Source organism: Amycolatopsis sp. NPDC102389 (genome assembly GCF_044765885.1).
GTDB lineage: Bacteria > Actinomycetota > Actinomycetes > Mycobacteriales > Pseudonocardiaceae > Amycolatopsis.
Genome location: NZ_JBIWKX010000002.1, coordinates 57,772 through 73,660, shown reverse-complemented (window position 1 = coordinate 73,660; position 15,889 = coordinate 57,772). Strand labels below are relative to the sequence as shown.

General features: G+C 67.9%; 12 protein-coding genes and 1 tRNA gene. 10 read left to right on the top strand and 3 right to left on the bottom strand.

Translation table 11 applies throughout. The annotated features are described in order from the left end of the window. The first annotated feature begins 479 nt into the window (after nt 1–479). The 4 genes from ACIRGA_RS02250 (at nt 480) to ACIRGA_RS02235 (ending at nt 5,705) form a co-directional block, all read left to right on the top strand. Nucleotides 480–2,585, top strand: a complete 2,106-nt coding sequence (locus ACIRGA_RS02250; protein ID WP_400935807.1) for an alpha-galactosidase — start codon at nt 480–482, stop codon at nt 2,583–2,585. Between the two features lie 138 nt (nt 2,586–2,723). After that, a complete protein-coding gene (locus ACIRGA_RS02245; protein ID WP_400935806.1) occupies nt 2,724–3,995 on the top strand; it encodes an extracellular solute-binding protein in 1,272 nt (423 codons plus the stop codon). Nucleotides 3,996–4,029: 34 nt separating this feature from the next. Next, nucleotides 4,030–4,890, top strand: a complete 861-nt coding sequence (locus tag ACIRGA_RS02240; protein ID WP_400936185.1) for a carbohydrate ABC transporter permease — start codon at nt 4,030–4,032, stop codon at nt 4,888–4,890. Next, nucleotides 4,887–5,705 (top strand): carbohydrate ABC transporter permease, encoded by an 819-nt coding sequence (locus ACIRGA_RS02235; RefSeq protein ID WP_400935804.1) that lies wholly within the window; start codon nt 4,887–4,889, stop codon nt 5,703–5,705. The genes ACIRGA_RS02240 and ACIRGA_RS02235 overlap by 4 nt, the downstream gene beginning before the upstream one ends. Nucleotides 5,706–5,728: 23 nt before the next feature. Here the strand turns inward: ACIRGA_RS02235 and ACIRGA_RS02230 are convergent, their stop codons facing one another. After that, nucleotides 5,729–7,366 carry an ABC-F family ATP-binding cassette domain-containing protein gene (locus ACIRGA_RS02230; protein ID WP_400935802.1) on the bottom strand — a complete coding sequence of 546 codons (1,638 nt, stop codon included), beginning with the start codon at nt 7,364–7,366 and terminating at the stop codon, nt 5,729–5,731. Between the two features lie 147 nt (nt 7,367–7,513). On the opposite strand from ACIRGA_RS02230, the gene ACIRGA_RS02225 reads away from it, so the two are divergent. The 3 genes from ACIRGA_RS02225 to ACIRGA_RS02215 all read left to right on the top strand — a co-directional run bounded on the left by ACIRGA_RS02225 (nt 7,514) and on the right by ACIRGA_RS02215 (nt 11,705). Then, entirely contained in the window at nt 7,514–8,404 is an 891-nt protein-coding gene (locus tag ACIRGA_RS02225) for a PaaX family transcriptional regulator C-terminal domain-containing protein (RefSeq protein WP_400935800.1), read from the top strand. Nucleotides 8,405–8,440: 36 nt separating this feature from the next. Then, on the top strand, nt 8,441–9,220 hold the full coding sequence (locus ACIRGA_RS02220) for an enoyl-CoA hydratase/isomerase family protein (protein ID WP_400935799.1): 780 nt from the start codon (nt 8,441–8,443) through the stop codon (nt 9,218–9,220). A 268-nt stretch (nt 9,221–9,488) separates the two neighbouring features. After that, nucleotides 9,489–11,705: a glycosyl hydrolase family 18 protein gene (locus tag ACIRGA_RS02215; protein WP_400936183.1), complete on the top strand. Its 2,217-nt coding sequence runs from the start codon at nt 9,489–9,491 to the stop codon at nt 11,703–11,705. Between the two features lie 37 nt (nt 11,706–11,742). Here ACIRGA_RS02215 and ACIRGA_RS02210 read toward each other — a convergent pair whose 3' ends face one another. Beyond that, complete coding sequence (locus ACIRGA_RS02210) at nt 11,743–12,450, bottom strand: SDR family NAD(P)-dependent oxidoreductase (protein ID WP_400935797.1); 708 nt, start codon at nt 12,448–12,450, stop codon at nt 11,743–11,745. A 42-nt stretch (nt 12,451–12,492) separates the two neighbouring features. Here ACIRGA_RS02210 and ACIRGA_RS02205 point away from each other — a divergent pair, with 42 nt between their 5' ends. Together ACIRGA_RS02205 and ACIRGA_RS02200 are read left to right on the top strand one after the other, a co-directional pair. Then, the gene (locus ACIRGA_RS02205) at nt 12,493–13,509 is read left to right on the top strand and encodes a lactonase family protein (protein ID WP_400935795.1); all 1,017 of its coding nucleotides are present in this window, start codon (nt 12,493–12,495) and stop codon (nt 13,507–13,509) included. A 134-nt stretch (nt 13,510–13,643) separates the two neighbouring features. After that, complete coding sequence (locus tag ACIRGA_RS02200) at nt 13,644–14,813, top strand: alginate lyase family protein (RefSeq protein WP_400935793.1); 1,170 nt, start codon at nt 13,644–13,646, stop codon at nt 14,811–14,813. Between the two features lie 112 nt (nt 14,814–14,925). On the opposite strand, the gene ACIRGA_RS02195 is transcribed toward ACIRGA_RS02200, so the two are convergent. Continuing rightward, nucleotides 14,926–14,999 (bottom strand) — tRNA-Pro (locus ACIRGA_RS02195). A 508-nt stretch (nt 15,000–15,507) separates the two neighbouring features. Between ACIRGA_RS02195 and ACIRGA_RS02190 the strand changes: the two genes are divergently transcribed. Then, nucleotides 15,508–15,786 (top strand): hypothetical protein, encoded by a 279-nt coding sequence (locus ACIRGA_RS02190; RefSeq protein ID WP_400935791.1) that lies wholly within the window; start codon nt 15,508–15,510, stop codon nt 15,784–15,786. The last annotated feature ends 103 nt before the right edge of the window (nt 15,787–15,889 follow it).

The following is a 15,889-nucleotide window of genomic DNA, read 5'->3' as shown; positions in this document are numbered from 1 at the left end:
CGGGGCGGGCGGGCCCCCGGGGGGGGGTGTTGGGGTTTGTCGGAAACCCCCCCCCCCCGCCACTCACGAGACGTGCCCCACCAGGCCACCGCCGCTCTTGCTCGCCCCTGCAGTACATGAAGGCCCCCTTCCTTGCGCTTGGCGCAAGGAAGGGGGCCTTCATGTACTGGGGGAAGGTGTGAAGGTCGAGTTTCCTCGGCTGAGCCGAGGGAAGGGGTCCTTCACGCGCAGTCGCTGTGACTGCTGGGGCTGGTGGTGTTGCTGAGGCTGAGGTGGCGATCGCGTAGTCCGTGAAGGCCTCCTTCCCTACCTTCAGGGTAGGCAAGGAGGCCTTCACGGACTCGCGACCACCTGGCCGCCACCTTCAGCAGGTACCTAAGACACCCTTGGCCCTGACCCGAAACGCCACTCACGACGCCCGATGTACCGCCGAGCGGGAGCCACTGGCCGCCACCGGCGTTCGGCGTCAGGATGGGCCCGTGGCCGAGATCGTTTTCGACGAGAGCACCCGTTCCTGGCTCATCCGCACGGCAGCCACGAGCTACGCGCTCAGGCTGACCGAGGGCGACGCGCCGTCCCACGTCTACTGGGGCCCGGCACTCACCGCCGGCCAGCTCACCGACGTCCTCAGCCGGACCGAGGAACGTTGGGACGCCTTCAACGATCCCAACGAGGGACTGGACGAGCTTGCCGCCGACGGCGGCACCCGGTACTGGACCCCCGCCCTCCAGGTCCGGTTCGCGGACGGGACCCGCGCCCTCGAATGGCGGTACCTCGGCCACGACATCGACGACGGACGGCTACTCGTCCGCTTCCGTGATCGCCACTACCCGCTGCGGATCACGCTCGGCTACCGCATCCCCGCGGGCACCGACGTCATCGAGCGCTGGACCGAACTCGCCCACGACGGCACAGATGGCCCGATCGAGATCATCCGCGCCGACTCGGCGACCTGGGTGGTGCCGATCCGGCCGGACTACCGGATCAGCCACGTCACCGGCCGCTGGGCCGCGGAGAGCCAGCTGCTCCGCGAGCCCGTCCCCCACGGCGAGACCACGTTCGGCAGCAGGCGCGGCATCACCGGCCATCACGCCAATCCGTGGGTGATGCTCGACGACGGCGAAACCACCGAGCGGCACGGCGACGTCTACAGCGCCGCGCTCGCGTGGAGCGGTTCGTGGCGGATCACCACGACCCGCTCCTCCACCGGCCGCCTCACCGTGACCGGCGGCTTCGGCCAGGACGGCGTCGTCCCCCGGCTCGCACCCGGCGACACGCTCACCACGCCGGTCTTCGCCGGGTTGTACACCGAGGGCGGATTCGGTGCCGCGAGCCGCGCCTGGCACGCGTACACGCTCGGCCATGTCCTCCCGCATCCCGGCGAACTCCGGCCGGTGCTCTACAACTCTTGGGAGGCAACGGGTTTCGACGTCACCGAAGCCGGGCAACGCGCGCTGGCGGAGAAAGCCGCGGCGCTCGGCGTGGAACTGTTCGTGATGGACGACGGCTGGTTCGGCGCCCGGAACGGTGACCACGCCGGCCTCGGCGACTGGCACGTCAACCGCGACAAGTTCCCGGGCGGTCTCGAACCGCTGGTCCGCGAAGTACATCAGCTCGGCATGAAGTTCGGGCTCTGGGTCGAACCCGAAATGGTCAACCCGGACAGCGACCTCTACCGCGCCCATCCGGACTGGGTCCTGCACCATCCACATCGGACACGTTCGGAGCTGCGAAACCAGCTGGTGCTCAATTTCGCCCGTCCGGACGTCGCCGAGTGGGCGTTCGGCACGCTCGACTCACTCGTCAGTGAGCACGGGATCGACTTCCTGAAATGGGACATGAACCGCCCCTTCAGCGAAGCGGGCTGGCCCAGCAGCAGTGACCCGGACACGCTATGGGTCGAACACACTCGGTCGGTCTACGCGATCATGGACCGCCTCCGCGCCCGCCATCCCGGACTGCGGATCGAGGCGTGCAGCGGCGGTGGCGGGCGGATCGACCTCGGCGTCATGGCCAGGACCGATCAGGTCTGGACCTCCGACAACACCGACGCGCTCGACAGGCTCGTCATCCAGCACGGCTACGGCCAGGTGTACCCGGCGCGCGCGATGTCGGCATGGGTCACCGACGACCCCAACTTCGTCACCCAGAGGTCCACTCCCCTGCGCTTCCGGTTCCACGTCGCGATGGCCGGCGTGCTCGGCATCGGTGGCGACATCGTGCGGTGGTCCGACGGGGATCTCGGCTACGCGCGCGAACAGATCGCGCTGTACAAGGAGATCCGGCCGATCGTCCAGCACGGCAGGCTCCACCGGCTCGTACCGCCGACCTCCGACGGTGTCTCCGCGCTGCAGTACGTGGCCGACGACGGCGGACGCTCGGCGGTGTTCGTGTTCCGGCAAGCGGCACATTTCCATACTCCCGAACGACCGGTCCGGCTCGAGGGACTCGACCCCGCCGCCCGTTACCGCGACGAGGGCACCGGAAAGGTGTGGCACGGCGCCGCGCTGCTGGCACACGGCCTGTTCCCGGGTCTGCCGGACGGCGATTTCGCCAGTGCGGTGATCCGGCTGACGAAGGTCTGAGCGCCGCGATAGATCAGATGTATCGGCCCTTTTCGCCCGATAACGGCCCCTGAAGCTGCTTGACATCCCCCTAGACATCCGATCGAATGCCGTCGTCTATGAGACGCCGTGCATCACCGCGAGAAGGGTGACTGGGGCATGAGAAGGTCCTTCGCGTTGGGAGCCGCACTACTCCTCGCCGCGAGCCTCACCGGATGCGCCGTCGGCGGCGGAACCGACGCTTCCGGCGGCGAGATCACCTTCCTGACGTTCGAAACGCCGAACCTCCCACCGTCCTATTGGGACTCCGCCATCAAACGCGTCACGGACCGGAATCCCGGCCTGAGCGTGAAGAAGCTGGTCGCCCCGTCGACCGACCGCACCGGCTACGCCAAGCAACTCCTGCAGTCCGGCCAGTTCCCCGACGTCGCGATCGCCGTCGACTCGGCCGGGTTCGCCGAATCGGGCAACCTCTACGCGTGGACGCCCGAGGAGCTCAAGGACTTCCAGTTCCCCGCCGCCAACCCGATCAAGGGCGGGCACCACCAGCTGCCCGCCAACACCCAGACCATCCCGCCGATCTACTACAACAAGAAGCTCTTCGCCGAGGCCGGGATCACGTCGGCACCGAAGACGTGGGCGGAACTGCTCGCCGCGTCGGAGAAACTGAAGGCGAAAGGCATCACGCCGTTCACCATCGGCGGCGGCAAGGAAGGGTTCCCGTCCGCGATGCTGCTGGACGGGCTGGTCAGCGTCGAGGTCTACGGCAAGACACCGGACTGGCTTTCCCAGCGGCGGGCCGACCGGGTCAAGTTCACCGATCCGGCCTTCCAGCAGGCCTTCGGCAAGTTCGCCGATCTGGTGGCCAAGGGTTACCTCGACAAGACTCAGGTCTCGCGGGACTACTCGGCGACCGAGGCGGCCTTCCTCAACGGCGAAGGCGCGATGTACCCGATGGGCAACTGGTTCGCCGCGAGCGCCGACGCCAAGAAGCCTCCGTTCGAGATCGGCGTCTTCAACTTCCCTTCCGAGGACGGGAAACTCGTCGTGCCCGCCTACACCGGTGGCGGCATCGTCGTCAACGCGAAGTCGCGGAACCTCGACGCGGCCAGGAAGTTCGCGCTCGCGTTCCAGCTCGACAAAGAGCAGATCGACGCTTCGGTCAAGGCCGACGGCCTGTTCCCCGCGATCAAGGGCTACACGCCGCCCGCCGACGTCGGTCCGGTCTTCAAGGCGGGCTACGAGCTCTACCGGGAAGCCGTCGCGAAGAACGCGGTCGTGAACGCCTTCAGCTGGGAAACCGCGGACGACGGACTCCTGCCGGGCATGAAGGACAAGGTCTATCAGGCCGCGCAGGACGTCATCACCGGCCGCAAGACGGTCGCCGACGCGTGCGCGTTCCTGGACACCGAGTGGGCGAAGGCGCGCTGACGCCACGATGGGGAGAAAACCGATCCTGCCGCGGGTGTGGCATTTCGCCTCGTTCGGCGCGCCCGGCGTCGTCATCTACCTGTGCTTCGTCCTGGCACCGATCCTCATCAGCTTCGGGTACAGCCTGACGAACCACAACCCGTTCAGCCCGCCCGCGGAATTCGTGGGTCTCGAGAACTACCGGCTGCTGTTCCAGGACGAACAGTTCCTGACCGCGCTCCGGGTCACCACGATCCTGACCGTGATCGTCGTCGTCGTGCCGAACGTGCTCGGGCTCGGCGTCGCGTTGCTGCTCGACCGGAAAGGCTGGCTGTACAACGCTTTGCGGAGCGTGTTCTTCACGCCCGTGATCCTCAGCTCCGTCGTGGTCAGCATCATCTGGACGAAACTGCTCGACGACCGGGGCCCGGTCAACGACGCGCTCCGCGCCCTCGGCGTCGAGCATCCCCCGGGCTGGCTTTCCGATCCGGATCTGGCGCTGTACTCGGTCGCGTCCATCGTGTGCTGGCAGATGCTGGGGTTCTGCGTGGTCGTCTATCTCGCGGGCCTGCAGGGAGTCCCGGCCGAACTGCTGGAGGCAGCGGAGATCGACGGCGCCGGGCCGGTCCGGCGGTTTCGCGCGGTGACCTGGCCGCTGCTCGCGCCGTCGCTGACGATCAACACCGTCGTCCTGCTGATCTCGGCGTTCAAGACCTACGACTACGTCAAGGTGGTCACCAACGGAGGGCCCGGTTCGGGGACCACGGCCACCATCGCGTTCGACGTCCTCGCCACCGGCCTCGACGCGAACCACGTCGGCTACGCGTCCGCGATGGCCATGGTGATGCTCGTGATCGTGGCGACGCTGACCACGATCGTGCTGCGCTTCCTGCGGCGGCGGGAGGTCGACCTGTGACCGCGAAACTCCGGCCCGTCGCGGCGATCCTGGTGAGCGCGCTCTTCGCCGTGCCGCTGTACTACGTGCTCGTCAACGTCTTCAAGCCCGGCGATCGGATCGCCCGGGAGCCGGCCTCGATCCCGCTGCCACCGACGCTGACCAACATCCACGCGGTGCTCACCCGGCCCGACGGCCTGTTCTGGGTGAGCCTGGCGAACAGCCTGCTCGTCACCCTGCTGTCGATCATCGTGCTGACCGTGCTTTCGGCGATGCTCGGGCACTACCTGGCGCGTTCCGGCAGGCGGTGGACCAAGGTGCTCGCGCTGATCCTGTTGGCGGGCTTGATGATCCCGCCCCAGGTGATCCTCATCCCGGTCACCGAGGTACTGCGGCTGACCGGGCTGATGGCGACGGTCCAGGGCCTGGTGCTGTTCAACGTCGGCTACTACGTGCCGTTCGGGGTCTTCGTGTTCACCGGGTTCATCCGCGGGGTGCCGGTGGAACTCGAGGAGGCCGCCCTGCTCGACGGCGCGAGCCGGGCGCAGGTGTTCTGGCGGATCGTGTTCCCGCTGCTGCGCCCGGCCACCGCGAGTGTGCTGATCTTCCTCGGGGTGTGGATCTGGAACGACTTCATCGACCCGCTGATCATCCTCGGCCCCGGCCAGGGGACCACGGTCACCACCGGGATCTACCGCTCGATCGGCCAGTACCAGGCGGATCTCGGCAGCGTGTTCGCGCTGATGTTCCTGGCGACGCTGCCGGTGCTGATCTTCTACCTGGCGCTGCAGAAGCAGTTCGTCAAGGGACTCACCGGCGGCGCCACCAAGGGCTGACCCGCATTCAGAGGACTAAACGCTCAGAGTTCCGTCACCTTGCCGTCGGCCACTTCCAGCCGCCGCGTCGTCGCGACCGCGTCCAGCATCCGGCGATCGTGCGTCACCAGCAGCAGCGTTCCCGGATACTCCGCCAGCGCCGACTCCAGCTGCTCGATCGCGGGCAGGTCGAGGTGGTTCGTCGGCTCGTCGAGCACCAGCAGGTTCACTCCGCGCGCCTGCAGCAGCGCCAGCGCCGACCGCGTCCGCTCCCCCGGCGACAAGGTGGCCGCCGACCGCAGGACATGGGCGGCCTTGAGCCCGTACTTCGCCAGCAGCGTCCGCACGTCGGCGTCGGCCAGCTCCGGCACCTCGCGGGCGAAGGCCTCGAACAGCGGAAGATCGCCGAGGAACAGCTTCCGTGCCTGATCGACTTCCCCGACCACGACACCGGAACCGAGCGAAGCGGCGCCCTCGTCGACCGGGACCCGCCCGAGCAACGCCGCCAGCAGCGTCGACTTCCCGGCGCCGTTGGCCCCGGTGATCGCGACCTTGTCCGCCCAGTCGATCTGCAGGTCGACCGGTCCGAGGGTGAACCCGCCCCGCCGCACCACCGCGCCGCGCAGGGTCGCCACGACCGCGCCCGCCCGGGGCGCGGCGGCGATCTCCATGCGCAGCTCCCATTCCTTGCGCGGTTCTTCGACGACTTCGAGCCGCTCGATCATGCGGTCGGTCTGGCGGGCCTTCGACGCCTGCTTCTCCGTGGCCTCGCTTCGGAACTTGCGGCCCACCTTGTCGTTGTCGGTGGCCTTGCGCCGGGCGTTCTTGACGCCCTTCTCCATCCAGGAACGCTGCATCGCACCACGGGATTCGAGCGAAGCCTTGGTGTTCGCGTACTCCTCGTACTCCTCCCGGGCGTGCCGGCGCGCGACGGCACGCTCCTCCAGATACGACTCGTAACCGCCGCCGTAGGTCCGCACCTGCTGCTGCGCGTAGTCGAGCTCGACAACACGGTCCACGGTGCGGGCGAGGAATTCCCGGTCGTGGCTGACCAGCACCGTCCCGGCGCGCAGCCCGGTCACGAAGCGCTCGAGCCGTTCCAGGCCGTCGAGGTCGAGGTCGTTGGTCGGCTCGTCGAGCAGGAAGATGTCGTACCTGCTCAGCAGCAGCGACGCCATCCCTGCGCGCGCCGCCTGCCCTCCCGACAACGACAGCATCGGCTGGTCGAGGTTGACGGTGAGCCCGAGATCCGCGACGACCTCGCCCGCCCTGTCGTCCAGATCGGCCCCGCCGAGCGCGAGCCAGCGGTCGAGGGCCAGCCCGTAGGCGTCGTCCGCGCCGGGTTCGCCCGCGGTGAGTGCCTCGGTGGCGGCGTCGAGCTCGGCTTGGGCGGCGGTGACGCCGGTGCGCCGCGAGAGGAACGCGCGGACGGACTCACCCTCGCGGCGTTCCGGCTCCTGCGGGAGGTGACCGACGGTGGCCGTCGGCGGGTTCAGCCGTACGCTGCCCTCCTCCGGCGGCACGAGGCCGCCAAGGGTCTTCAGCAGGGTCGATTTGCCCGCGCCGTTCACACCGACGAGACCGATCACTTCGCCCGGGGCGACGACCAGGTCGAGACCGGAGAACAGAACACGGTCGCCGTGGCCGGCGGCGAGATTCTTGGCAACGAGTGTGGCGCTCATGAGATCGGTAAGTCTACGGGGACCGATTGAACAGCTCGTGGTCCCTCGGAAGAGTGGCAAGTATCCAAGCGATCACGGAACGTGGGTAACCTGGTTGTTCTTCTGGACCCGAACGAATCCCCCGAGTATTGAGGTCGGTGACAGCAAATGGCGGACTCCGCCACCCCGGTCCCCGTCGTCCACCAGCAGAAAGGCGGTACCCGTAGGCCGACGCTGAGCAGGCGGCGGGAGGTCGGTCATGCCAGCGCGCGATCGCTGCTGATGACCATCCTCGGCGAGTACGTCCTGCCCCGCGACCAGCCGATCTGGACGTCGACGCTGGTCGAGGCCCTGCGAGTGCTGGACATCGAGGAGAAGTCCGCCCGGCAGGCGCTGGCCCGGTCCTCCGCCGAGGGCTGGGTCGTGTCCGAACGCGTCGGGCGAAGAGTGCGCTGGTCGCTCACTCCACCAGGCAGGCGTCTGCTGACCGAAGGCGCGGAACGGATCTACGCCTTCGGCAACGACGAAAAGGCCTGGGACGGACGCTGGCTGATGCTGATCGTCTCGGTCCCCGAAGCGAAGCGGGATCTCCGGCACAGGCTCCGTACGCGCCTGACGTGGGCCGGGTTCGGCTCGCCGGTCGCGGGCGTCTGGGTCAGCCCGGATCTCGGCAGCCAGCGGGAGGCCCAGCAGATCGTGCAGGAACTCGGCCTCGACGCGCAGGCTATGTCGTTCACCGCCGCGTATGGCGACGTCGGCGATCAGGAGACGATGGTCGCGCGGTCCTGGGACCTGAGCGAACTGAAGGACCGCTACGAGGACTTCATCGACCGGTTCACCGGCGCGCGGCCCTCCGGCGAACACGGCGTCCTGCGCGCGCAGACCGAACTCGTCCACGAATGGCGCAGCTTCCCGTTCCTCGATCCCCGGCTTCCGCTAAAACTCCTTCCCGACGGTTGGAGCGGCGTGCGCGCGGCGGACCTGTTCCACCGCAAGCACGTCGAATGGCGACCAGAAGCACAGGCGCAATGGGACGAACTCGCGGCGACCTCGGGCTAGGGTCACGGGAAACCGACCCACCGGAGGGAACCCGCCTTGGCCACCTCGATCCGCCTCGACCGTGAAGACGACCTCGCCGTCCTGACCATCGCTTCACCGCCCCTGAATCTCTACACGGCGGAACTGCAGCGCGAGCTGGGCGAGGCGATCGGCGAACTGGAGGCCACGCCGCCGCGCGCGGCGCTGATCCGCGCCGAGGGCAAGATCGTCAGCGGCGGGGTGGACGTCTCCCTGTTCGACGCCCAGGCGAGCGCGGCCGAGGCGAAGGTGCTCTTCGACGAGATGCTGGCGATCCCCGACCGGATCGCCGCACTCCCGTTCCCCACCGTGTTCGCCGCTCACGGCCTGTGCCTGACCTGGGCGTTCGAGGTCGCGGTCGCCTGCGACATCATCCTCGCGAGCGAAAAGGCCAAGTTCGGCCTGGTCGAACGGGTCGTCGGCCTGACCCCGACCATGGGCGGCACGCAGCGGCTCGCCGCCCGCGCCGGCGTCGGCCGCGCCAAGGAGTTCGTGATGACCGGCGCGACCTACGACGCCGCGACGCTCGAACGCTGGAACGTGGTCAACCGGGTGTTCCCCGCGAACGGCTTCGACGAGGCCGTCCGTGCCTTCACGACCGACCTCGCGCAGGGGCCGACGCGGGCGCACGCCGCCACCAAGAAGGTCCTGGAGCACTACGAGCACGGCGGTGTCGCCGAGGCGAACGAGCACATCACGACCATCGCCGCCGGGCTCTTCGACACCGAAGACCTGCGCGGCGCGGTGAAGTCGTTCCTCGCGGACGGCCCGGGAAAGGCGATCTTCACCGGCCGCTGACCCTCCGCACCACTTCGAACCGCGGCGTCGCTCTCGAGCGGCGCCGCGGTTTTCGTTTCGGCAGGGCGGCTCCGGCGCCGGATTCCGCCGAGCGCGCGACAGGACGGTTCACGACCGACGAATCGGTCTAGACCTTTTATGCGCTCCGCGCTACATTCATCTGTGGTCTAGACCACACGCGCCAGTTCAGAGCAGGTCAGTCTCGCCGCCTCTTTTGGAGAGAACCGCCATGAGACGCACCAGAAGAAGACTCCTCAGCGCACTCACCGTGACACTCCTCGCCGCCGGGCTCCTCGTGGCCGCGGGTAATCCGGCGTTGGCGGCGGGCCGCCTCCGCGCCGCCTTCGCCTTGGCCGGGACCACCGGCGAGTACACCGTCACCAACCCCAGCAGCGAAACCGTCGCCGACTGGTCCATCACCTTCACCGTGCCCGCCGGCGTGACCGCCACGAGCGGCTCCCACGCCACGGTCTCCCAAACGGGCAACCAGGTCACCCTCACCCCGGCGTTCTACATCAAGTCGCTCGCGCCGGGCCGTTCGACCTATCCCTACAGCCCGTCGTTCCAGCTCAGTTCCGCGGTCAACCCGACCACGTGCCGGATCGACGACGCCAACTGCGACGGCTCGGGCGACGCGCCGCCGTCGACCCCGGCCAACCTGCGTCTCGTGGCGAAGACGACCACGACCGCCGCGCTGGCATGGAACGCCGCGGCTCCCGGCTCACTGCCCGTCGTCGGCTACGACGTCTACCAGGGCACCAAGCTGGCGACCTCGGTCACCGGTACCGAAGCGAGGATCACCGGGCTGACACCGAACACGGCCTACAGCTTCACCGTCGTCGCCAAGGACCGGAAGGACGCCAAGTCCCCGCCCACCCCGGCCTTGGCGGTGACCACCAACAACCCGAGCGACGACACCCAGGCGCCGACCGTGCCGTCGAACCTCCGCTCGACCGCGGTCACCTCGGGCTCGATCTCGTTGGCGTGGAACGCGTCCACGGACAACACCGGCGTCGTCTCCTACGACGTCTACCGCGGCACGACCCTCGCGACCACGGTGACCGGGACGACCGCGACGGTGACCGGTCTGTCACCGTCCACTTCGTACTCTTTCACGGTGAAAGCCCGTGACGGGTACGACAACGTCTCCGCGGCGAGCGCCGCCGTCAGCGCTCGCACCGGCGACATCGTGAACGGGTACGCCCGGGTCGGCTACTTCGTCCAGTGGGGCATCTACGGCCGCCAGTTCTTCGTCAAGAACCTGGTGACCAACGGTTCGGCTGCCAAGCTGACCCATCTGCTGTACGCGTTCGGCAACATCGACCCGGTCAACCACACCTGTCTTTCGGGTGTCACCAAGGGCACGACGGCCAATCCGCAGGACCCGAGCCAGGGTGACGGCGCGGGCGACGCGGAAGCCGACTATTCGCGGCCGATGTCCGCGTCCCAGTCGGTCGACGGTGTCGGCGACACGGGCTGGGAGACGCTGCGCGGCAACTTCAACCAGCTGAAGAAGCTCAAGGCCAAGTACCCCAACCTGAAGGTGCTCATCTCCTTGGGCGGCTGGACCTACTCGAAGTACTTCTCCGACGTCGCGGCCACGCCCGAGTCGCGGCAGAAGTTCGTCGCGTCGTGCATCGACACGTACCTGAAGGGGAACGTGAAGGCGTACGGCGGCGCCGGCGGGCCGGGCACGGCCGCGGGCATCTTCGACGGCATCGACATCGACTGGGAGTGGCCGGGCAGCCCCGACGGGCACCCCGGGAACCACTGGAGCGCCAACGACAAGACGAACCTGACCGCCCTGCTGGCCGAGTTCCGCACGCAAATGGACGCCTACGGCGCGACCACCGGCAAGCGGTACGAACTGCAGGCATTCACCCCCGCCGACCCGGCGAAGGTGAAGGGCGGCTGGGAGATCCCGAAGATCTTCGACTACCTCGACGTCGCGAACGTGCAGGGCTACGACTTCCACGGCTCGGGCAGCGACAACTCGTGGGAGCCGAACCGCACCGGCCACCAGGGGAACCTCTACGCCGACGCGGACGATCCGTACAACTTCAAGTTCAGCGTGGAGTCGGCGATCAACGCCTACACCGAAGCCGGGGCCAATCCACGGAAACTGACCCTCGGGCTCGCCTTCTACGGGAGAGGCTGGCAAGGGGTCGCGGACGGCGGGAAGAAGGGCGAATGGCAGAGCGCGACCGGAGCCGCGCCCGGCCAGTTCGCCGAGGAGGCAGGTACTCGTGGCTACGCGAATCTCTTGGCCAGTGTCCCCAACTGCGCCGTCCAGCACGACACCGCGGCCGTGGCCACGTCGTGCTACACGGGCAACGCCGGGCAATGGTGGACCTTCGACGACGCCTGGTCCATCCAGCAGAAGGTCGCCTGGCTCAAGACGAGAGGACTGCTCGGGGTCATGGCCTGGGAGATGTCCGGTGACACCGGAACCCTCATGACCACAGTGGACAATTCGCTGAAGTGACGGTCTCCCCGGGGTGCCGGTCATCGGCACCCCGGGGCTAGACCGAGTCCTTGGTCGCGGACCAGCCGCCGTCGACCACCAGCTGCGTCCCGGTGACGAACGAGGCCGCGGACGAGGTCAGGAACGCGATCACCTCGGCCACCTCGGCGGGATTCCCGAGCCGTCCCGCCGGGGTGGCCTTGACCGCGCGGGCGTGATCGGCCTCGTCCACGCGATCCCAGACCGGCGTGAGGATCGGGCCGGGCAGCACGGAGTTCACGCGGACGTCGGGCGCGTACTCCACGGCCAGCTGACGGCCGAGCGCCACCAAAGCTCCCTTGCTCGCCGCGTAGGCGGGCCTCCCGGGCAGACCGACCATGGCGTGCACCGAGGAGACCAGGACGATCGACCCCCGCCGCTCCCGCAACGACGGCAGGCACGCCCTGGCACCGAGATACGCGCCCGCGAGGTTGACATCGAGCTGGCGGTCCCAGTCCTTCCTGCCGAGCTCGTGCAGCGGTGCCATCACCGCGGTGAACGCGTTGCTGACCAGGACATCGACCCCGCCGCACGTCTCTTCCGCCAGCTCGACGGCTCGGCGCCACGTGTCTTCGTCGGATACATCACCGACGACGCTGTGCCTGAGCCCCGGTTGCTCGGTGATGTCGACGCCGACGACGGTGTGGCCGGCCGCGGCCAGGCGGGCGACGGTCGCCGCGCCGATACCGGACGCCGCTCCCGAAACGATCGCGCAGGATGTGGTCAAAAGGGATTCACCTCCACCTCGGCTTGCTGCACAGTGTGCCTCGTGACTTCTGCGAACGACGACCGGACTCTGCTCATCGTCGGCTCCTACACCGCCGCGACCAACGGCGCCGGCGAGGGCATCGCCACGTTCTGGCGCGACGCGCGGACCGGGGAACTGACGCCGGCGGGCTCGCTCGCGCTGGACTCGCCGAGCTGGCTGACCCCGCATCCCACGCTTCCGGTGCTCTACGCCGCGAACGAGACGGCCGAAGGCGCGATCACCGCCGTCGCGGTCGCCGAAGACGGGACCCTGTCGGCGTTGAACTCGCTGCCGACCGGCGGAGCGGATCCATGCCATCTGGCCGTCACTCCCGATGGCCGGAACCTGTTGTGCGCCAACTACAGCGGCGGCAGCCTGGCCGCGTTCGCGCTGGGCCCGGACGGGGTGCCCACCGTGCGGACCGCGCTGGTCCAGCACGAAGGCACCGGCCCGAACGCCGAGCGACAAGAAGCCGCGCACGTCCACATGGCCGTCATCGACGAATCCGGCACGCTGGTCAGCGCGGTCGACCTGGGCGCCGACGAGATCCGCAGCTATCGCCTCGGCGAGGAAGGCGAACTGATCCCGCTTTCGGTGTCGACGCTGCCCGCCGGGACCGGCCCGCGGCAACTGGTCCGGCGGCCCGGCACGAACCACGCGTACGTCGTCGGCGAGCTGGCCGCTTCGCTGGTGACCGTGCGCGAAGAGCCGCCGGGCACGTTCGCCGTCGAGAATTCCGTTCCTGCGACGCTCGAACCCGGTGGTGAGAACCTCCCGGCGCAGCTGGTCCTGCACGAAGACCGGCTGTTCCTGTCGAACCGGGGCCCCGAGAGGATCACCGAGTTCACTTTCGACGGTGTGGCTGTGGCCGACCACGGCACCGGCGAATGGCCGCGGCACTTCTCGTTCGTCGGCGAGCATTGTTATGTCGCGGCGCAGAGCGGTGACGCGATCCAGGCCTACGAACGCGCGACCTGGCGGCTGATCGGCACTTATCCGGTCGGGAGCCCCGCCTTCGTCGGCCACTGGCCACACTGATTCGTTCAGCCCGCTGAACAGGGCGGATCTTCTTTCTTTTCGGGTCGAATAAAGGTCTTGACGCAACTGGTTCAGACCATGACACTGAAGCATGCGCCGCCGGTGACCTGGCTCACACCCGCCCGAGGAGAACCATGTCCCTACCGAGGAAACTGCTCGCCCTGACCACGCTCGTCCCGTTGGCACTAGGCCTTTTCAGCGCCCCCGCCCAGGCCGCGCCCGCCACTTTCACCCATCCCGGCGTGCTGGTCAGCCGCCCGCAATTGGACTTCGTGCGCGCCAAGGTGCAAGCCGGCGAGCAACCGTGGAAACAGGCCTACGACGCGATGATGTCGAGCTCGTACGCCTCACTGTCCCGGTCACCGAAACCACGCGCCATCGTCGAATGCGGTTCCTATTCGAATCCGAACATCGGCTGTACCGATGAACGGCAAGACGCGATCGCCGCCTATTCCCTTTCGCTCGCCTGGTACATCACGCGCGACGCGAAATACGCGACCAAGGCGATCGAGATCATGGACGCCTGGTCGGCGGTACTGAAAGATCACACGAACAGCAACGCTCCCTTGCAGTCGGCATGGTCGGCCTCTTCCTGGCCGCGCGCCGCGGAGATCATCAAACACACCTATACGAGCTGGCCGAATTCCGGCCGCTTCGGCACCATGCTCCGGAACGTCTACCTGCCCGAAGTGATCAACGGCAGTCACAGCAACGGGAACTGGGAACTCAGCATGACCGAGGCGGCGATCGGCATCGCCGTGTTCCTCGACGACAAAGCGGCCTACGACAAGGCCGTCGCGAAGTTCCGCACCCGCGTCCCCGCCTACCTCTACCTGACCAGCGACGGCGCGCTGCCGAAGACCGCGCCCGGCAGCGGTCTCGACACTCGCGACAAGATCGTGAAGTACTGGCAAGGCCAGACGACGTTCGTCAACGGCCTCTCCCAGGAGACCTGCCGCGACTTCACGCACACCGGCTACGGCCTCGCCGCCATCGCGGACTTCGCCGAGACCACCCGCATCCAGGGCCAGGACCTCTACCCCGAGATCGCCGACCGCCTCCGCGAAGGCCTCGGCTTCCACGCGAAGTACCAGATGGGCGCCGCCGTCCCGTCATGGCTGTGCGGCGGCACCCTGAAGCTCGGCCTCGGCCCGATCACCGAAGTCGGCTACAACCACCTTCACACGCGCCTCGGGCACACCATGAGCAACACCGAGGCCCTCACCCTGCGGCAGCGCCCGGCGGGCACCAACACCCTGTTCGTCGCCTGGCAGACCCTCACGCACGCCGGCAACCCTCAGTGACCCCGAGCCCATCGAGGTGGCACCGAGCGCTGTGCTGAACCGGAACGACACCCTGACAAACATGAAGCGGGCCTCCGCGGCTTATCAGCCGCGGAGGCCCGCTTCATTCCGGTCGGGCTGACAGGATTCGAACCTGCGACCCCTTGACCCCCAGTCAAGTGCGCTACCAAACTGCGCCACAGCCCGGACCCGCGCTCCGTGGAGTGCGATGTGAGTACTTTAGCGGGTCCCGAACAGGGGTTCGCAACCAGGGGTCACTGTGTGTCTGAACTGGGAAAACGGTCCGTGAGGGCCGCAGTGTGCGGCGAACCGGTCCACACTGAACCGATGTGACCGCCGGGGTGAAAGAACCGATGGGAGCGATTGCCCGGCGGCCGATCCGGGTACCAGAAGGATCATGTGGATGGTGCTGGTGATCCCGCTGCTGGTCATGTCGTTCGCGCTGCTGATGGAGCGCGTCGAGGCGAACGTGCCCGAACGGGATCCCAGTCGCGCCCCCGAACCCATCTGAGTCGCCACACGGCACCGGGAGCACGCCGTCCGGCCGGACCGCGTGCGCCCGGGCGGCTGGCAGTGGCTGGTCATCCGCATGCCGTTGATCCGGTAGTACAGCCGGGCGTCAAACCAGCAGCGCCACTGGTTCTTGACCGTGCGCTGTCCAGCAGGTTCACCCAACCCGCACGAGCCTGACCCGGTGCACGCGGCCTGCGCGGTGCCGGACGACATGGTTCCGGCCGACGCGGGTGCGGCGAAGACGCTCCCGATCCCGAGTACGAGAATTGCCAAAATTGTCGCCATCCGGCGCGTTCTTGTCATCATCGTGTCTCTCTCCGATGATGGTTCAATTCTTGCCGATCACGAAAGACCGGAAGTCATAAGCCAAATTTCCGGAGGTCACGGAAAAGATCACTCAGGTGCGGCCTCAGGGGACGTCGATGATGCGGTTCCCGCTGAGTGGCAGGACAATGGGTGATGGCGTAGCTTCTCGCGTGGGAGGGCGGCGATGGAGCGGCAACCGTATTCCGTGCATCGCACGGTGTTCGTCGTGGATATCGAGGGATTCGGCGATCGGCGAC